The sequence below is a fragment of the Kitasatospora sp. NPDC005856 genome, assembly GCF_040629945.1.
Lineage (GTDB): Bacteria > Actinomycetota > Actinomycetes > Streptomycetales > Streptomycetaceae > Kitasatospora.
Genome location: NZ_JBEXWT010000050.1, coordinates 25,520 through 42,024, shown reverse-complemented (window position 1 = coordinate 42,024; position 16,505 = coordinate 25,520). Strand labels below are relative to the sequence as shown.

Below are 16,505 nucleotides of genomic sequence, written 5' to 3'. Positions count from 1 at the left end.
CCGTCGAGGACGCCCTGGAGGCCGGGACCGGGACCGCGTCCTCACCGCTCCGGCGGTCGTCCGCCGGCCTGGCTGTCGATGAATCGGATGTGATCTCAGTGCTCGTTGACAGCGTCGTTCGGGTTCCGGTGGCCGACGGCTGGCGGCTGTCCGCCATCGTGCGCACCGCGTCGTGGCCCGAAGGCCGGCACCTGTACTTCACCGTGCGCGGGGGCGATCGCGACTGGCTGCCGGCGCGCGGCGACGCCTTCCTCGCCGCGCTGGTGATGCCGGCCATGGCGCTGGGCGAGGACCTGACCGTCGCCGCCCCGGTCTCGGCACGTCTGCTCAGGTCGGCCCAGACCGCGATGGAGATCTATCACGCGTGGTGGGGAACACTGCGGCCGGTGCGGTTCGACGCGGCGGAGGAGGCAGTGCCGGAGCCGTCTCCGGACGGCGTGGGACTGTTCTTCACCACGGGGGTGGACTGCTTCTACAGCCTGTTCAAGGACGGAAGCCGGCGCGGCCGCCCCGGGCACCGGCCGGTCACCACGTTGGTGCACGCCAACTTCGACCAGCACCGGGGGGCGGACTACGACCGACTGCTCTCCCGTGTCCGCCACGTGGCCGCCGAGTCCGGTTGCGCGGCGGTGGTGGTGGAGACCAACGTCCGTGCCGCCACAGCCGAGTTGGTCCACTGGGAGGAGTTCCACGGGGCCGCGCTGGCCGGCGTCGCACTGGCCCTGCAAGGGGTGCTCGGCCGGTGCCTGATCGCCGCCAGCGACCAGTACAGCCGTCTGCCGCCGCTCGGGTCCCACCCGCTGCTGGACCACCTGTGGTCCACCGAGAGCCTGGAGATCGTGCACGACGGCGCCGAGGCCACCCGCACCGACAAGATCGAGCGACACCTCGCCGCCTCGCCCCTGGTGTGGGAGAACCTCGGGGTGTGCTGGCTGAGTCGGCCCGCCCACAACTGCGGGATCTGCGAGAAGTGCCTGCGGACCATGGCTGCCTTCGACATGGCCGGTGCGCTCCAGCACTGCCGCACCCTGCCGGGGGTGCTCGACCTCGACCGGCTCCGTACGGCGCCGCTGCGGTCGGACGGCGCCATGGAGTCGATGCGCTCGCTCGCCGAGGACGCCACCGCCCGTGGACGGCACGACATCGCCGAAGCCGCGGAACACGCCCACCGCAGCGCCGCGCGGCGGTTGTCCCAGGGAGCCGCGTAGTGTCCGCCCGAGGGGACGCCGACCCGGCGGCCGCGGCCCGGACGCTGGCCCGGACCCTGGCCAGGGCCGAGGCCACCGCGGTGCTCCGCGAACTGATCGCGCCGGGCACCCGGTGCGCCCTGGTGGACTTCCCCCGCCACGCCAACGTCGGCGACTCCGCGATCTGGCTGGGCGAACGAGCCCTGCTGCGGGACCTGGGCGTCGACCTCGCCTACCTCTGCGACCGGCACACCTTCGCGGAGGACGACCTCGCCCGGTGCCTGCCGAGCGGCACCATCCTGCTGCACGGCGGCGGCAACCTCGGCGACCTGTGGCCCCACCACCAGCAGCTGCGGGAACGGGTCATCCGCGCCTTCCCACGGCACCGGATCATCCAACTCCCGCAATCGGTGCACTTCGACGACCGGCGGAACCTCGCTCGTGCCCGGGAAGTCTTCGACGCCCACCCCGATCTGACGCTACTGCTGCGCGACACCCGCAGCCTGCACCGGGCCCGCGACGCCTTCGCGGCCCGCAGCCTCCTCGCCCCCGACTCCGCCTTCGCGCTCCAGGACCTGCCGGCCGCCGGAACACCCCACCACCACCTGCTGTGGCTCGGCCGCACCGACCACGAGGCCGCCCCCCACGCCGAACCGCCCCCGGACGGCACGGTGCACCGCACCGACTGGAACGCCGGCGAAGGCGGCGGCCCCGACTGGCCGGCGCGCCTACGAGGCGCCCGCCTGGCGATCCGGACAGCAGCCGACGCACTGCGACGAACCCCGACCGCCCGGTCGGCCGACGCCCTGGCCGACGTCTTCGACGCCCACGCCCGGCTGCACCTGCGCCGCGGCTGCCGGCTGCTCGGCGGTGCCAGGGCCGTCGTGACCGACCGGCTTCACGCCCACCTCCTCTGCCTGCTCCTGGGCCTCGAACACACCGTGCTCGACGACCGCAACGGGAAGATCAGCAGCTACCGGGACACCTGGCGTCACCGGCACGCATGGCCGCAGACCCACATGGCCCCCACGCCGCACCAGGCGCTGCTGCACGCCGCCGCACAGGCGGCCGGGCCGCGGGAGGCGACACGATCATGAGCCGAGAGCCGCTCCCGCTCACCGCCCTGCCCGCACCCGAACTGCTCAGCGTGGTCATCCCGGCCCGCGACGCCGCCGCCCTCCTCCCCCGCCAACTGGCCGCGCTCGGTCGGCAGGACTACCCCGGCCGCTGGGAGGTCGTCGTCGCCGACAACGGATCCACCGACGACACCGCGGCGACCGCCCTGCGGTGGGCCGACCGGTTGCCGAACCTGCGGGTCGTCGCGGCCCCGGCACGCACCGGCATCAACCACGCCCGGAACTCCGGCGCCGTCACCGCCCGGGGCGACGTGCTCGTCTTCTGCGACGCCGACGACACCGCCACACCGGGATGGCTCCGCGCCATGGCCCGCGCAGCCGGCACCGCCCACCTCGTCGGCGGCTACCCGGCCCCGTACACCACGGCCAACCACCACGCCCGCTCCTGGCGCACGCCGCAGCCCCGCGACCGGCTCCCCGTCGCGCTGGACTACCTGCCCTTCGCGATGGGCTGCAGCCTCGGCGTCCGCACGGACGTCTTCCACGCCCTGGGCGGATTCGACGAGAGCTACGCGGGCGGCGGCGACGAAGTCGAGTTCTGCTGGCGCGCGCTCCTCGCCGACTACACCCTCGCCTACGCGCCTGACGCGGTGATGCGGTACCACCAACGCGAACACCTCGGGCCGCTCGTCAGACAGGCGTACGGCTACGGCAACGGCGACGCCCATCTGATGCGCGACTTCCGCGCCCACGGCCTGCCGGCCATCACTCCCGCGACCGCCGCACGCACCTGGCTGCAGCTGCTGCGCCGACTGCCCGAACTCACCGACCGCGAACGGGCCGGCCGCTGGTGCTACGACGCCGCCTTCCGCGTCGGACGCCTCAACGGCAGCATCCGCTACCGGGTGCCGTGCCTGTGACCAGCCGGCCCCACCACCACACCGCGACCACTGCCGACCACCCCTCCGACGGGCCCCAGGCCGGCCGCCAGGCGCCCGCCCCTGGGACCGGCGCGCCGGTCCCAGGGCGACGACGAGAGGGGCAAGGCACCCGGCATGAGCCGTCGAGGAGACGGGACAGGACCGGGGTGCGCCGGTGGTTGCGCCTGCTCCGGGTCGCTCGGCGGCCGGCGGGTGTCTCGGCTCGGCCGGATGCGGGGACGGTCAGTCGACGCTCCATGCGATGGCCTGGATCGGCTTGAGCACCACCGCCCTCGCGGTGGATGTGATGTCCGCGGTGTCGCCCGGGCGCAGGGTGACGGTGGTCGTGCTGCCGTCGTCGAATGCCGACCGCACCCGCCCCGACCTCACCGGCGCCTGGGCGATCGCCCGCGCGCGGTCCCGGTGCGCACGCCAATGATTCAGCCTGGGCTTGATTCAGGATTCGCTGTACTGTTCTCGGCGTGGAAATGACTCGAACGGGCGGCCCTGCCGTCGCCGTCGACGCGGCCGCGCTGGCCCGGGTCGGCACCGCGCTGGCCGACGAGAACCGGCGCCGCCTGCTGCTCGCCCTGCTGGAAGCGCCCGCCTACCCCTCCGACCTCGCCGAAACGCTCGGCATGACCCGCGGCAACGTGTCGAACCACCTGGCGTGCCTGCGCGGCTGCGGCCTGGTGCGCACCGTCGCCGACGGCCGCCGGGTCCGGTACGAACTAGCGGACCCGAAGCTCGCGCACGCCCTCGCCGACCTGGCCTCCCTGGTCCTGCTCGTCGACGCGCGGAACACCGCCGAGGACGCCTGCACCCCCGGTGACTACGCCTGCGCCGACGACGCTCGCATCGGCAGCACCGCTCCCGAGGAGATCCGGCATGGCTGACGCGTGCTGCGGAACCGACACCCCGGCCCAGGCACCGTCGGCCACTGAGCCCGCCGAGCCGCCCGCGCCCGTGTGGCAGGTCCGCGAACTCCAGGCCGCCGCCGTCGCCGGCGTGCTCCTGGCGACCACCCTGTTCCTGCCCGGCCCGTGGGACGGCGCCACCGAACTGGCGGCGCTCGCCGTCGGCGGGGCGACCTTCGTCCCCGGCACCCTGCGCGGCCTGGCCCGCGGACGGCTCGGAGTCGGCCTGCTGATGACGATCGCCGCCGTCGGCGCCGTCGCGCTCGGCGAGTACGGCGAGGCCGCCACCCTGGCCTTCCTGTTCTCCGTAGCCGAGGGCCTGGAGGGCTACGCCGTCGCCCGCAGCCGGCACGGCCTGCGCGCCCTGCTCGACCTCGTCCCCGCCACCGCCACCGTCCGCCGCCACGGCGTCGAGACCGAGGTCACCCCCGGCGACCTGCGGGTCGGCGACACCCTGCTGGTCAAGCCCGGCGAACGGATCGCCACCGACGGCACCGTGTCCTCGGGGCGCAGCGCGCTCGACACCTCCGTGGTCACCGGCGAGTCGGTGCCGGTCGAGGTCGGTCCCGGCGCCGAGGTCTTCGCCGGCTGCGTCAACGGGGCCGGCGCGTTGGAGATCGCCGTCACCGCGACCGCGGAGGACAACTCCCTGACCCGCCTCGTCCACACCGTCCACGAGGCCCAGGAGCGCAAGGGTGCCAGCCAGCGCCTGGCCGAACGGTTCGCCAAGCCGCTGGTCCCCGGCGTACTGGTGCTCGCCGCGCTGATCGCGGGGCTGGGCGGCCTGCTCGGCGACCCGTCCGTGTGGATCGAGCGCTCGCTGGTCGTCCTGGTCGCCGCCGCACCGTGCGCCTTCGCCCTCTCCGTGCCCGTCGCCGTCCTGGCCGCCATCGGCTCGGCGTCGAAGGCCGGCATCCTGATCAAGGGCGGTGCCGCCGTCGAGGCGCTCGGCAAGGTGAAGGTCGTCGCGCTCGACAAGACCGGCACCCTCACCCGCAACGAACCCGCCGTCATCGAGGTCGTCAGCGCACCCGGCACCGACCGCGCCCGGGTTCTGCAACTGGCCGCCGCACTCGAAATCCGCAGCGAGCACCCGCTCGCCGCCGCCGTCCTCGCCGCCGCCGACCCCCAGGCGCTGGTTCCGGGCGACGACGTGGAGGCCGCGCCCGGCAACGGCCTCACCGGCACCGTCGCCGGACGGCCGGCACGGCTCGGCAAGCCCGGCTTCATCGACGCGGGCCCTCTCACCGACGAGGTCCTGCGCCTGCAGGACGCCGGTGCCACCGTGGTCCTGGTCGAGCACGACGGCATCCTGCTCGGTGCCGTCGCGGTCCGCGACGAGATCCGCCCCGAGGCCGCCGGGGCCGTCGCCGCGCTCGAGCGCCAGGGCATCACGGTGGTCATGCTCACCGGCGACAACGCCCGCACCGCGGCCGCCGTCGCCGCGCAGGCCGGCATCGAGGACGTCCGGGCCGAACTCCTCCCCGAGGACAAGGCCCGCATCGTCACCGAACTCCAGGTGCACGGGCCGGTCGCCATGGTCGGCGACGGCCTCAACGACGCCCCCGCCCTGGCCACCGCGGACGCGGGCATCGCCATGGCGGCCATGGGCAGCGACGTCGCCGTCGAGGCCGCCGACACCGCCCTCATGGGCGAGGACCTGCGCCGCCTGCCCGACGCGATCGCCCACGCCCGTGCCGCCCGGCGCGTCTTCACGCAGAACCTGCTGATGTCCGGCGCCATCCTCCTCGCCCTCGTCCCGCTCGCGGCCACCGGCATGCTGGGCCTGGCAGCCGTCGTCGCGAGCCATGAGCTCGCCGAGGTCCTGGTCATCGGCAACGGGATCCGCGCGGGCCGCAGGAAGCACCTGCCCGCTCACCCGCCCCTGCGCACCGCGACCGCGAAGAAGGCCGCCGCGCCCGCGTCGGCCGCCCCGGCCCTCCTCGCGCTGTCCGCCGTCCCGGCCGACAAGGTCCTCCTGCCCATCGGAACCGCGGGCGCCCCGACGCCGAAGGCCTCCGGCGGCTGCTGCTCCGGAAACTGCGGCTGCGACGGCTGACCACCACTGATCGACGGCTGGGGCCGACGGCCCGCACACCACGGTGCGGGCCGTCGGCGACGTGCATTTCCGACTCGGTGTTCACGACCGGGCCTACAAGTGCTTCCACAGCGCTGTTCAGCGTCCCGGCGGACTCGGCAATCCGCACATCCACCTTCGGTCGGGCCAGACCGCCTTCGCGTCGGGCGACCACGACCGAGCCGCGGACGAGCTGATCAGGGCCTGCGTGGGCGGTGGGCCCGAGATCCTCGAAGCGGGCGACCAAAAGTCGCTCGCGTTCCTGGGAACCCCTGCTGACCTGAACCGGCGCAGCGACTCGGGTTTCTGACCCGCGCATCGATTGTCCCGCCCTGAGTTCGCCACCTGATCCCTGCTGTCGCGGGCGCGTCCGATCCTTCGGGGACCACGGGGAACGGGCCGACACCGGGCCGTACCTGTCCCCCTTCCCCAGTTCTGGTGGCACTTCCGCACGCCGGCCGTTGACGCCCGACCAGCTGTGGGTGGGAGCCGCTCGACCGCACGCGGTGGTCACAGCCGCGGGTCGACGACCGTGATCAGCGGGTTTCGAGGTTATGGGTCATGCGTTCGAGGACGTTGACGGCGGTGCGGTACTCCTCCGCGGTGATGCCGGTCATGGACAGTGCGCGGAAGGCGCTGATCCGCTCATCGACGGCGACGAGGCGCCGGCGGCCGTTCGTGGTGAGCACCAGCCGGCCAGGTGCGGGGCGGGTGGCCCAGTCGCCGGCGAGAACGGTGTCGATGGCGGCGGTCAGGGTGGAGAGGTCGGCGCTGGGCGCGAGGGCCGTGTGGACGTCGGCGTCGGCGGCGTCGGGGGTGTCGGGGGTGTCGCGGATGACGTTGAGGACCTGCCAGGCGGTCCGGGTGAGGCCGAACTCGTCGAGCATGCCGTTCATGTAGCGGGTGAGGGCCTCGTCGGTGCGGTTGAGCCAGTAGCCGATGGGCTTCATGGTGGTGATGGTCCTTCAGTGAGGTCGGGCGGACCGAGCAGGGCGCGTGAGCGGCGGCAGTCAGCGCGCGGCGAACGCCGTGAACGCGGCGGCGTTCTCGGTCGCCCATTGCCGGAAGGTGCGCGCCGGCGTGCCGAGCAGGGTTCGGCTGGTGTCGGCGATGGGGGCGGGACCGGCGGAGGCGGCAGCCCACAGCGCGAGCAGGGAGCCGGCCATCGGGGCCGGCATGAAACGGCCCATCTGCTGCTCGGCCTGCTCGTGAGTGATCGTCTCGACACGGATGTCACGGTCGAGGACGTCGGCCAGGACGGCGATCTGCTCGCGGAAGGTGAGGGACTGGCCGCCGGTGAGGGTGAGCGCGCGCCCGCGGAGGGCGGTGTCGGTCAGTGCTTCGACGGCGATGTCGGCGATGTCCTCGGGGTGGATGGGCGCGATGTGCGCGTCGGGGTAGGCGAGCTGGATCGGCAGGCCGTGGCTGATGGAGTAGGACCAGCCGAGGGCGTTGCTGGCGAAGGCGTCCGGGCGCAGGAAGGTGCAGGGCAGGTCGGCGGTGGTGAGGGCACGCTCGACGTGGAGGCTGTGCGAGGCAAGGGGGTCGGTCTCGGCGTCGAAGGCCAGGACCGAGGAGGAGGACAGCAGGACGATGTGCTCGACGCCGGCGGCCTGTGCGGTCTCGACGAAGGCGCCGATGCCCTCGGGCTGGGGATAGAGGAAGACCTGGCGCACGCCGTCGAGCGCGTCCGGGAAGGTCTCGGACCGGCTGAGGTCGACTTCGGCGACGTCGACGCCGCTCGGGACGGCCAGCTCGGCGGGCTTGGCGCTGGCGGCGCGGACGGGCAGGCCGGCGGCGTGCAGGCGGTTGATGACAGCCTGGCCGACCTTGCCGCGGGCGCCGGTGATGAGGGTGGTCATGGTAACTCCCAGACAGCTTGAAGCATGCTCAGAAACATATGCATGATTGCATGCACATAATTTCGCGTCAACACATGCCTTCGGCCACTCAGGGACATTACGATGGGTGCATGACGACGAACGAGCCGCAGACGGCCGAGGAGCTTCTGAACGCCGTGGGGCCCGCGTTCTCCAAACTGCGCCGCACCTCACTGCTGGAGGTCGAGAATCCCATCTCGGCCAAGGACCTGAGCCGCACCCTGGTCCTGAACATCGTCCTGGAGCACACCCGGGACTCCGACAAGGAGATCACCGTCGGAGCGGTGGCCGAACTCCTCGGCGTCGACCCCTCGGTCGCCAGCCGGATGGTCACCGACAACATCAAGGCCGGCTACCTGATCCGTGCCGCCTCCCAGCAGGACGGCCGCCGCACCGTCCTCCTGCTCAGCGCCGAAGGCACCGACCTCATGGCGCGCTTCCGGCACCACCAGCGCGCGGCGTTCGAGTACATCACCGCCGACTGGGCCGAGCGCGACCGCCTGGAGTTCGCCCGCCTGATGCTCAAGTACGTCGGCTCCCTCGCTCACTTGAACGATCGCGGCCTGACCGATGGCGCCAAGGGATCCTGACCGCAGGCCCGTCGCCCCTTGGGATTCGGCCTGTTGCGGGATGCGTCATGAGGCCGGCGTGTCGCAGGAGGCATCGTGCGGCGGGCGCTCCAGCCGTCGCAGTTGCGTCCGCCTGCGTTCAAGAGCGTCCGACCCGGCGCCCGACTGGGCGATCAGGAATCCCCGCGACCTGAGCACCTACGGGAGCACGTCAAGCCGCGGCATCGCGTCGTGGAACCGCACCGGCAGGCTCGCCAGTCCCCTCAGCATGGTGCTCGGCCGCCGCACGAGGTCTGCCGGGTCGGCGTCGAGGGCGAGGTGAGGGCGACGCTCGATCAGGGCGCGCAGGGCGACGGCGGCTTCGACCCGGGCGAGGGGGGCGCCGAGGCAGTGGTGGATGCCGTGGCCGAAGGCGAGGTGACCGACGGGCTTGCGACGGATGTCGAACCGGTCCGGGTCGGGGAAGTGGAGCGGGTCGCGTGAAGCCGCGGCCAGGGAGACGAGCACGCTGTCGCCTGCCGGGATGGTGGTGTCGCCGATCCGTACCGGTTCGGCGGCGAAGCGGAAGGCCGCGGACTCCACCGGCCCGTCGTGGCGCAGGGTCTCCTCGATCGCGCTGTCGACGAGGCCGGGATCGGAGCGCAGGGCGGTGAGCTGCTCGGGGTGGGCGAGCAGGGACAGGACCGCCCCCGAAATGAGGTTGACGGTGGTCTCGTGCCCCGCGACGAGGAGGAGGAAGGCCATCCCGAGCAGTTCCTCGGCGGAGAGCCCGTCCGCGGTCGGGGTGACGAGCGCACTGAGCAGGTCCTCGCGCGGGTCGGCCCGGCGTTCCTCGATGAGGGCCGTCAGGTGACCGGTCATGGCGCCTGCCGCCGCGGCGGCGGCCTGCGGCGAGCTGGGCGCGACCAGTTCGGTGGACCAGGCGTGGTATCCGGCGCGGTCCGCCGCCGGTACGCCGAGCAGTTCGCAGATGACGGTCATCGGCAGCGGCAGCGCGTAGGAAGCGACGAGGTCCACGGACCCCGTGGCGGGCAGGGCGTCGATCAGGGTGTCGGCGATTTCCTGAATGCGGGGGCGCAGCGCCCGGATCCGGCCGGCCGTGAACTTGCCGGCGACCAGTTCGCGCAGCCGGGTGTGCTGGGGCGGGTCGCTCTGGAGCATGTTGACACCGAGGGCGTGGCCGCCGTCGTCGACCCACGAGGAGGAGCGCCGGATGTCGTTGCTCAGCCGGGGATCGGTGAGCGCGGCGCGGGCCTCGTCACGGGCGACGACGAGCCATGCTTCGCCGGATCCCGGGACGAGTACCCGGTGGACCGGCCCCTTCTCGCGCAGTGCCGCGTAGGCGGGGTACGGGTCGATGGTGACGTCGAGTCCCGCGGGAGACAGTTCCTGGAGCGTCGGAGCCGGCATGGGATTCCCCCCTCGAAAACGGGGAGTACTCCCCGGCGGTGGCTCGACCCTACCAAACCGGGGACGCATCCCCATTTCTTCTGGATCACTGGACTCGGCTCGGAGGGCCGGCGCGCGGTGATCACTCAGCGGGCCAGCAGGCTCCGGATCGCCTCCGCGATCTCCTCGGGCGCCTCCTCGGCCATGAAGTGCCCCGCCCGGGTCAGCCGGTGGTCGAGGTCCGGCGCCCAGGCCCTCCACACCGCGGCGGCGTCGTAGCCCAGCTGCGCGCCCCAGTCCTGCTGGACGACCGTCACGGGCATGGCCAGCTGCGACCCGGCGTCCAGGTCCGCCTGGTCGTGCACGACGTCGATTCCGGCCGAGGCCCGGTAGTCCGCGACGATCGACGGCACCGCCGCGGCGCTCGCTCGCAGGTACTCGGCCCGCACGTCCTCCGGCAGGGCGGCCGGGTCTGCGGCCCAGGCGTCGAGGAACGAGCCGAAGAAGGCGTCCGCGCTGTTGGCGATCATCGTCTCCGGCAGGCCCGGCGGCTGCGCCATCAGGAAGAGGTGGTAGCCGACCGCCGCCGGGACGCCGTGCAGGACGTTCCACATGTCAAGCGTCGGCACGACGTCCAGCATGCCCAGGTGCGTGACGGTCTCGGGATGGTCCAGCCCCGCCCGGAACGCGACCAGGGCGCCCCGGTCGTGGCCGACCAGGGCGAAGCGCTCGTGGCCGAGCGCCGCCGACAGGGCCACGACGTCGGCGGCCATGGTGCGCTTGGCGTACACCCCCGGGCCGGTGGCCGTCGGCTTGTCGCTGGCGCCGTAGCCCCGCAGGTCCGGATAGATCACCGTGTGTTCGCCGGCGAGCCGTTCGGCGACGTGCCGCCACATCAGGTGGGTCTGGGGGAATCCGTGCAGCAGCACGACCGGGCTGCCGCTGCCGCCGACGGCGGCGGCCAGCTCCACACCGTCCGCACCGGGCAGGCGTACGCGGTCGAAGCCGGGAACAGTGAGCGTCATGGGAAGACCGTCCTCTCAGGTCGGGGAGTGACCGGGCCAGCCTGGACGACGTCGATCAGCAACCGATCAGTACGGTTGGGCGCGGTCGGCTCCGGCACGGAGGATGGGGGCATGCGAATCGACGTACTGGGTGCCGTGCGGGCCCTTCGCGACGACGGAAGCCCCGTCGACCTGGGCGGGCCCCGCCATCGGGAGGTGCTCGCCCGGCTCGTCGCCGCCGAGGGACGAATGGTCACCACCGACACCCTGGTCGACGACCTGTGGACCGACCCGCCTGCCCGCGCCGTGGGCGCCCTGCGCACGTTCGTCGCCGCGCTGCGCCGCGCCCTCGAACCCGACCGGCCGCCCCGCACGCCACCGCACGTGCTCGTCACCGAAGGCCCCGGCTACGCGCTGCGCCTGCCGCGCGAGGACGTGGACGTCCACCGGTTCCAGGACATCCTGCTCCGCGCCCGGCGCGACCCCGACGCGGTGACCGACCTCGACGCGGCACTCGCGGCCTGGCGCGGGCCCGCCTACGCCGACGTCCCCGACTCCGCATGGGCGCAGCGTGAGCGGACCCGGCTGGAGGAGTGGCGGCTGGAGGCGGTGGAGCTGCGTGCCCGCGTCATCCTCGACTCCGGGGAAGGCGCTGGTCTCGTCGCCGAACTGGGTGCCCACGTCGCGGAACACCCGTGGCGCGAGCCGGCCTGGGGGCTGCTCGCCCGCGCGCTGCACCGCGCGGGCCGCCGGGCCGACGCGCTGGCCGCTCTGCGTCGCGCCCGCGTGATGCTCGTGGACCGGCTCGGGCTGGACCCCGGCCCCGAACTCCGGCGTCTGGAGACGGACCTCCTCAGCGAGTCGGCGCCCCTGGAAGGGGCCGGAACCACGTGGAACGGCCCCGGTGTACGGCTGGGCCCTCGCACCACTGTGGACCTGGCCCGCACCCTGGCACTGGCGGGTGGCGACGCCCTCGTCCGCTCGCGGCGCGATCGCCTCGCCGCGGTCCGGGCGGCACAGCACACGGGAGACCTCCGGTTGACCGCCCGGATCATCGGCGCCTACGACGTGCCCGCCCTCTGGAGTCGGGCCGACGACCCCGAGCAGTCCCGCGCCGTCGTCGCGGCCGCCGAGCAGACGCTGACCGCACTGGGCCCCGACGGCCCCGCCGACCTGCGCGCCCGCCTCCTGGCCACGATCGCCGTCGAAAGCCGCAGCGCCGACCTGTCCGGAACCGAGCGGGGGCGCGCGCTGCACGCGGCCCGGCAGGCCGAGGCGCTGGCACGGGACCTGGCCGATCGCGCCGTACTGGCGTTCGCCCTCAACGGGGTGTTCCTGCAGACCTTCACCCGCTGCGGGCTCGCGACCGCGCGGGACGGGATCGGTGCCGAGATCATCGACCTCGCCACCCGCCACGAGCTGCCGAACTTCGCCATCCTCGGACGACTCGTCCGCCTGCAGAGCGCCTCTGCCCTCGGCGACCTCGACACCGCGGCCTCGCACGCCGAAGCCGCCGAACGGCTCGCCGCCACCACCGAGGCGCCCCTCGTCCCCGTGCTCACCGGGTGGTTGCGGGCCCGGGCCACGGCCACCCGCAGCACCGAACCCGGCGGACCGAGCGCCGCCACGGCCGCGGAGCAGTACCGCACCGCCGAGGACGCCCTGCGGACGGCCGGCATGCCGGGCCTGCACCGCGGCCTGCTCGCGCTCGCGCTTCTTGGGCTGCGCCTGCTGCACGACCGGCCCGCGCCCACCGACCCGCGCCTGGACTGGGGCCCGTACCGGCCGTGGACACGCCCTCTGGTGCTGCTCGCCCAGGACCGGGTCGAGCAGGCCCGCACCGCACTCGCCACGGTGCCCGAACCCCCGCGTGACCACATGCAGGAGGCCATGTGGTGCCTGACCGCCCGCGCCGCCGTGCACCTCGGCGAGCGCACGGTCGCCGCGCACGCCGAGGCCGCCCTGCGCGATGCCGCCACGGAACACGCCGGCGCCGCGAGCGGAATGCTGACCCTCGGCCCGGTGGCGCGGTACCTGGCGGAGGCGCGGGCCTGCGCCACGGCCGGGTGAGCGACAGCGGTCCGCACGCTTGACTGATCCCGTGGTCGCGCACGGGTCGGACTGCTCGGCCCGGCGTCCGGGGCCGGCGGCTCAGGCCCGGCGGTGCCGGCGGAGCCAGAGCCCGGCGCCGACCAGCAGCACGGCCGCGACGGCGGTGCCGACGGCGGCCCAGGTGATGGGGTCGGCGGTGTCGCGCGCGGAGGCGGAGGTGGAGGCGGAGGCGGAGGCCGCGGTCGGTGCGGAACCGGCGGGAGCGGGCTCGGACACCGGGACGGGCCCGGCGCTCGTCCCCGTTCCCGTCCCCGTCGACGGCGACGGCGACGGCGACGCGGCCCCCGTGCCGGCGGGCACCGGGTCGTCGATGACGGCATCCGCCACGTCCAGTTCGCGCTGGGCGTGGCCGAGCGAGGGGAAGGCGCAGTCGACAGTCACCTGCCAGTGCCCGGCGGGCAGGATCTCCCGGGTGGTGTACGTCCCCGGGCGGCCCGGGACGCCGACCAGCCGCCAGGGGCCCACCGCCCGGCCGTCCGCCGCGGTGGCGGAGAGCGTGCCGGCGAACTCCTCGGTGACCGGGTCGTGGTCGTTCTCCCAGGTGGCGACGGTGCTGACGCGACCGTTCTGCTGGCCGGTGATGTCCAGGTGGACGCTGTCGCCGTGGGCACCGGCCGGTGCGGCGGTGGGCAGGACGGCGGCCGCCGCGAGGGCGCAGGCGGCGAGGAGCGGGCGGGTTCGCATGACGGGGGTTCCTCGGGGCGGTATGGGGGACGGGTACGGGAAGCGGTGCGCCGGGCGCGGCCGCCCCGGAACGGGTGGCCGCGCCCGGCGTGCGGGTCGGGCGACGTGCGGGTCCGTGGCACCGGGCTGCCGGCCCACGACCCGCGGGCGCGCGGCCCGCGGGCGGTCGGAGGGGCCTGCTTACGTGGTCTTCAGGAGCGACCAGTTCTGCTGCGGCCGGCCGTTCGCCTGCTGCAGCTCCAGCAGCCAACCGCCGTAGTACCAGCGGGTGCTGAGCCCCAGCACGAGCGAGGCGCCGTCCGCGGTGACGGTGAACCCGCCCTCGACGGCGTTGAGCTGCCACTTCTGCGCGGCCGTGTCGGAGCACGGCTGCTGGGCGACGTACTGGCCGGCCACCGGGGCACCGCCGAGCTGCAGGCACTTGCCGGAGCGCGCGGACTTGATCCGCACCGCGCCGTGCCCGGCGTCCTCGAACTGCCACTTCTGGTTGGCGTAGCCGGTGCGCTGGTAGGCGATGGCCACGGTCCCGTCGTTCATCGAGCTGCCCCACAGGTCGGCGGCCTGCCCGGTCAGTCCGTTGACCATCGTGTAGCGCGTGCCCGGCTGCGGCCGGCCGGCGTCGGCGACCGTGCGGAAGGTGGCGGTGCGACCGGGCTTGCCGACCGCTCCGGCGGCGTCGCGGACGGCCACGGCCACGGTGTACGAGGTGCCGGGGGCGAGGCGGACCACGCCGACCACCGTCGAGCGGACGGTGCCGATCGCCTGGCCGTTCAGCAGCACGTCGTAGCCGGCCGCGGCGGGTGCGGCGGTCCAGCTGAGCACGGCGGAGTTCTGGGTGACCTGGCTGACGCTCACCGCCGGGCCGGTGTTGCCCGCCGTCGGGGTCGCGGTCACAGTCGGGGTCGCGGTCGGAGTGGGGGTCGCAGTCGGGGTCGCGGTCGGCGACGGGGAGCCGGTCGGCGTGGGGGTGGTGCCGCCGGTGGGCGTCGGGGACGGCGAGGGCGTGCGGGTCGGAGTCGGGGTGGGCGTCGGGGTGGGCGTCGGGTTCGGGCCGCTGCCGCCACCGGCGATGAGGAAGCGGTTGTTGGCGACGTTCCAGTGCGTGGTGAGGTAACTGCCGGGCGACGGAGCGGTGTTGTAGTAGTCGTCGTGGTTGCAGTCGAGCCGGTCGTCATGGGCGCGGTCCGGGCAGACGGTCCGCATCTGCGGGTAGTCGGGGGCGTCCGAGTAGCACATCACGTCCCACTCGTCGACGCAGTGCCCGGCCTTGCTGGAGTTGGGCGAGCTGTTGTTCACCGCGCCCAGGTTGTGGCCGAGTTCGTGGGCGGCGGTGCTGCCGCTCCAGCAGCCGGAGTCGGTCCGGCCGTACGAGGGCCCGAAGTTGCTCAGGTTGTCCTGACCGGGGCGCTCGTCGCCGGCGAAGGTGCCGATCCCGCAGTACACCTTGGCGTCGGTGAACATCATGTACTTGCGGTCCTTGCGGTTGAACCCCTGCGCGGCGAGGGCCCGGTTGCTCGCGTTGAAGTCCTGGATCTCGGCGTCGGAGATCTGCACGTTCAGCACCGAGGCGCTGCAGTCGGACTCGGTGACGAAGCGGACGTGCCGTTCGCCACCGGTCTCCCCGGCGCTGGCGTTGTAGATGACGTCGACGTCGGCGGCCCACTTCTTGAACGAGGCCAGGTACTGGGCGAAGCGGTCGTTGCCCGGGCTGTGGACGTACACCACCTGGACGCGGTTGCCGCTGCTGCCGTCGCCCTCGCAGACCAGCTTCGACCCGGCGGGCGCGGCCGCTCCGGCCGGGGCGGCGTCCGCGGCGGTGCCGGCACCGCCGAGCAGTGCCTTCTGCGTGGCGTCCAGCACGGGCGCGGAGCCCTTCAGCAGGTCGGCGGCGGCGGGTGCCTGGGCTCCGGCCGCGGGGGTGAGCGCGGGCGTCTGGGCGGCCGGGGCCGCGACCGGCGGAACGTCCTGGCGGATGTCCACGCCCTTGGGCGGCACGTCCGGGCCGTGGCTGCACTGGGCGCTGCCGGTGACCTCCAGCGTGCCGCCGCAGCGGTCGCTGCCCGGCAGGCTCAGTCCGGCGTAGACCAGACCGCGTTCGGGCTCGTCCTTGGGTATCGCCTTGAGCGGCGCGGCCTTCTGGTCCCGCTTCGGGGCGGGCGCCTGGGTGGCCCCCTCGGCGGTGCCGGTCTCCCCCGGTGCGCCGTCGTAGCCGACCAGTCCGGCCTGCGTCCCCGAACCGTCGACCCCGTCGGCCGCGGCCGTCACGGCGCCGTTCAGGGCCGCCGGCTCCAGCGCGGTGCGGATGCCGAGCGTTCCCGCCACCAGCCCTGCCGCCACCGCCGCGGCGACCAGGGCGCTCCTGCGGGTGAGCCTGCGGCGCTTGCGCCGGCGAAGCTCGGTGCTCCGGTGTCCCATCGCGTTCCTTTCCTCGTGCGATGACCCGGACCCTGTGGTGAAGGGGTCCGGGCCTTCCGACACTCCGGAGAGCACGAGGGACGACCGGGAATAACAGAAACCTCTTGCGAAAATATTCAGTGCGTTCGAACCGCGGGCGACGGCGGCGCCGGTTCCGTCCGGGGGTGGTCCGGAGCCTGGCGACGGACCGTGCCGTACAACCGAGAGGTGATCCGGCCGGCGACGTGGGTGCCTTCGCCGACCGGATCACCTCAGTGGTCAGTGCTCAGTGCGGA

The 16,505-nt window shown here is 73.8% G+C and carries 14 protein-coding genes; 7 read left to right on the top strand and 7 right to left on the bottom strand.

The window, feature by feature from the left end; translation table 11 throughout:
- The first annotated feature begins 98 nt into the window (after positions 1-98).
- The 3 genes from ABZ449_RS26400 to ABZ449_RS26390 are packed head-to-tail and all read left to right on the top strand — an operon-like array spanning position 99 to position 3,183.
- Positions 99-1,208, top strand: coding sequence for a hypothetical protein (locus tag ABZ449_RS26400; RefSeq protein WP_360350603.1), 1,110 nt, complete (start codon positions 99-101; stop codon positions 1,206-1,208).
- Entirely contained in the window at positions 1,208-2,284 is a 1,077-nt protein-coding gene (locus tag ABZ449_RS26395; RefSeq protein ID WP_360350600.1) for a polysaccharide pyruvyl transferase family protein, read from the top strand. Before ABZ449_RS26400 ends, ABZ449_RS26395 begins: the two co-directional genes overlap by 1 nt.
- Positions 2,281-3,183, top strand: coding sequence for a glycosyltransferase (locus ABZ449_RS26390; protein ID WP_360350597.1), 903 nt, complete (start codon positions 2,281-2,283; stop codon positions 3,181-3,183). The genes ABZ449_RS26395 and ABZ449_RS26390 overlap by 4 nt, the downstream gene beginning before the upstream one ends.
- Positions 3,184-3,426: 243 nt before the next feature.
- Here ABZ449_RS26390 and ABZ449_RS26385 read toward each other — a convergent pair whose 3' ends face one another.
- Complete coding sequence (locus ABZ449_RS26385; RefSeq protein ID WP_360350594.1) at positions 3,427-3,558, bottom strand: hypothetical protein; 132 nt, start codon at positions 3,556-3,558, stop codon at positions 3,427-3,429.
- Between the two features lie 113 nt (positions 3,559-3,671).
- Between ABZ449_RS26385 and ABZ449_RS26380 the strand changes: the two genes are divergently transcribed.
- Positions 3,672-4,079, top strand: coding sequence for a helix-turn-helix domain-containing protein (locus tag ABZ449_RS26380; RefSeq protein WP_360350637.1), 408 nt, complete (start codon positions 3,672-3,674; stop codon positions 4,077-4,079).
- Positions 4,072-6,159, top strand: coding sequence for a cation-translocating P-type ATPase (locus tag ABZ449_RS26375; protein WP_360350592.1), 2,088 nt, complete (start codon positions 4,072-4,074; stop codon positions 6,157-6,159). The genes ABZ449_RS26380 and ABZ449_RS26375 overlap by 8 nt, the downstream gene beginning before the upstream one ends.
- Before the next feature lie 554 nt (positions 6,160-6,713).
- On the opposite strand, the gene ABZ449_RS26370 is transcribed toward ABZ449_RS26375, so the two are convergent.
- Together ABZ449_RS26370 and ABZ449_RS26365 are read right to left on the bottom strand one after the other, a co-directional pair.
- Positions 6,714-7,127, bottom strand: coding sequence for a MarR family winged helix-turn-helix transcriptional regulator (locus ABZ449_RS26370; protein ID WP_360350589.1), 414 nt, complete (start codon positions 7,125-7,127; stop codon positions 6,714-6,716).
- 60 nt (positions 7,128-7,187) lie between these two features.
- Positions 7,188-8,039: an NAD(P)H-binding protein gene (locus tag ABZ449_RS26365; RefSeq protein ID WP_360350586.1), complete on the bottom strand. Its 852-nt coding sequence runs from the start codon at positions 8,037-8,039 to the stop codon at positions 7,188-7,190.
- A 110-nt stretch (positions 8,040-8,149) separates the two neighbouring features.
- On the opposite strand from ABZ449_RS26365, the gene ABZ449_RS26360 reads away from it, so the two are divergent.
- Positions 8,150-8,647 (top strand): MarR family winged helix-turn-helix transcriptional regulator, encoded by a 498-nt coding sequence (locus ABZ449_RS26360; RefSeq protein WP_360350583.1) that lies wholly within the window; start codon positions 8,150-8,152, stop codon positions 8,645-8,647.
- A gap of 177 nt (positions 8,648-8,824) precedes the next feature.
- Here ABZ449_RS26360 and ABZ449_RS26355 read toward each other — a convergent pair whose 3' ends face one another.
- Complete coding sequence (locus ABZ449_RS26355; protein ID WP_360350580.1) at positions 8,825-10,036, bottom strand: cytochrome P450; 1,212 nt, start codon at positions 10,034-10,036, stop codon at positions 8,825-8,827.
- A 125-nt stretch (positions 10,037-10,161) separates the two neighbouring features.
- Positions 10,162-11,040, bottom strand: coding sequence for an alpha/beta hydrolase (locus tag ABZ449_RS26350; RefSeq protein ID WP_360350577.1), 879 nt, complete (start codon positions 11,038-11,040; stop codon positions 10,162-10,164).
- Between the two features lie 111 nt (positions 11,041-11,151).
- Here ABZ449_RS26350 and ABZ449_RS26345 point away from each other — a divergent pair, with 111 nt between their 5' ends.
- Positions 11,152-13,089 carry a BTAD domain-containing putative transcriptional regulator gene (locus ABZ449_RS26345; protein ID WP_360350574.1) on the top strand — a complete coding sequence of 646 codons (1,938 nt, stop codon included), beginning with the start codon at positions 11,152-11,154 and terminating at the stop codon, positions 13,087-13,089.
- A gap of 81 nt (positions 13,090-13,170) precedes the next feature.
- Here ABZ449_RS26345 and ABZ449_RS26340 read toward each other — a convergent pair whose 3' ends face one another.
- Together ABZ449_RS26340 and ABZ449_RS26335 are read right to left on the bottom strand one after the other, a co-directional pair.
- The gene (locus ABZ449_RS26340; protein WP_360350571.1) at positions 13,171-13,815 is read right to left on the bottom strand and encodes a hypothetical protein; all 645 of its coding nucleotides are present in this window, start codon (positions 13,813-13,815) and stop codon (positions 13,171-13,173) included.
- 180 nt (positions 13,816-13,995) lie between these two features.
- Positions 13,996-16,230 (bottom strand): RICIN domain-containing protein, encoded by a 2,235-nt coding sequence (locus ABZ449_RS26335; protein ID WP_360350568.1) that lies wholly within the window; start codon positions 16,228-16,230, stop codon positions 13,996-13,998.
- Between the last annotated feature and the right edge of the window lie 275 nt (positions 16,231-16,505).

Coding starts and splice junctions, on each gene's coding strand:
- ABZ449_RS26390 (WP_360350597.1), top strand. CDS start 2,281: ATGAGCCGAGAGCCGCTCCCGCTCACCGCCCTGCCCGCACCCGAACTG.
- ABZ449_RS26380 (WP_360350637.1), top strand. CDS start 3,672: ATGACTCGAACGGGCGGCCCTGCCGTCGCCGTCGACGCGGCCGCGCTG.
- ABZ449_RS26375 (WP_360350592.1), top strand. CDS start 4,072: ATGGCTGACGCGTGCTGCGGAACCGACACCCCGGCCCAGGCACCGTCG.
- ABZ449_RS26370 (WP_360350589.1), bottom strand. CDS start 7,127: ATGAAGCCCATCGGCTACTGGCTCAACCGCACCGACGAGGCCCTCACC.
- ABZ449_RS26365 (WP_360350586.1), bottom strand. CDS start 8,039: ATGACCACCCTCATCACCGGCGCCCGCGGCAAGGTCGGCCAGGCTGTC.
- ABZ449_RS26360 (WP_360350583.1), top strand. CDS start 8,150: ATGACGACGAACGAGCCGCAGACGGCCGAGGAGCTTCTGAACGCCGTG.
- ABZ449_RS26355 (WP_360350580.1), bottom strand. CDS start 10,036: ATGCCGGCTCCGACGCTCCAGGAACTGTCTCCCGCGGGACTCGACGTC.
- ABZ449_RS26350 (WP_360350577.1), bottom strand. CDS start 11,040: ATGACGCTCACTGTTCCCGGCTTCGACCGCGTACGCCTGCCCGGTGCG.
- ABZ449_RS26345 (WP_360350574.1), top strand. CDS start 11,152: ATGCGAATCGACGTACTGGGTGCCGTGCGGGCCCTTCGCGACGACGGA.
- ABZ449_RS26340 (WP_360350571.1), bottom strand. CDS start 13,815: ATGCGAACCCGCCCGCTCCTCGCCGCCTGCGCCCTCGCGGCGGCCGCC.
- ABZ449_RS26335 (WP_360350568.1), bottom strand. CDS start 16,230: ATGGGACACCGGAGCACCGAGCTTCGCCGGCGCAAGCGCCGCAGGCTC.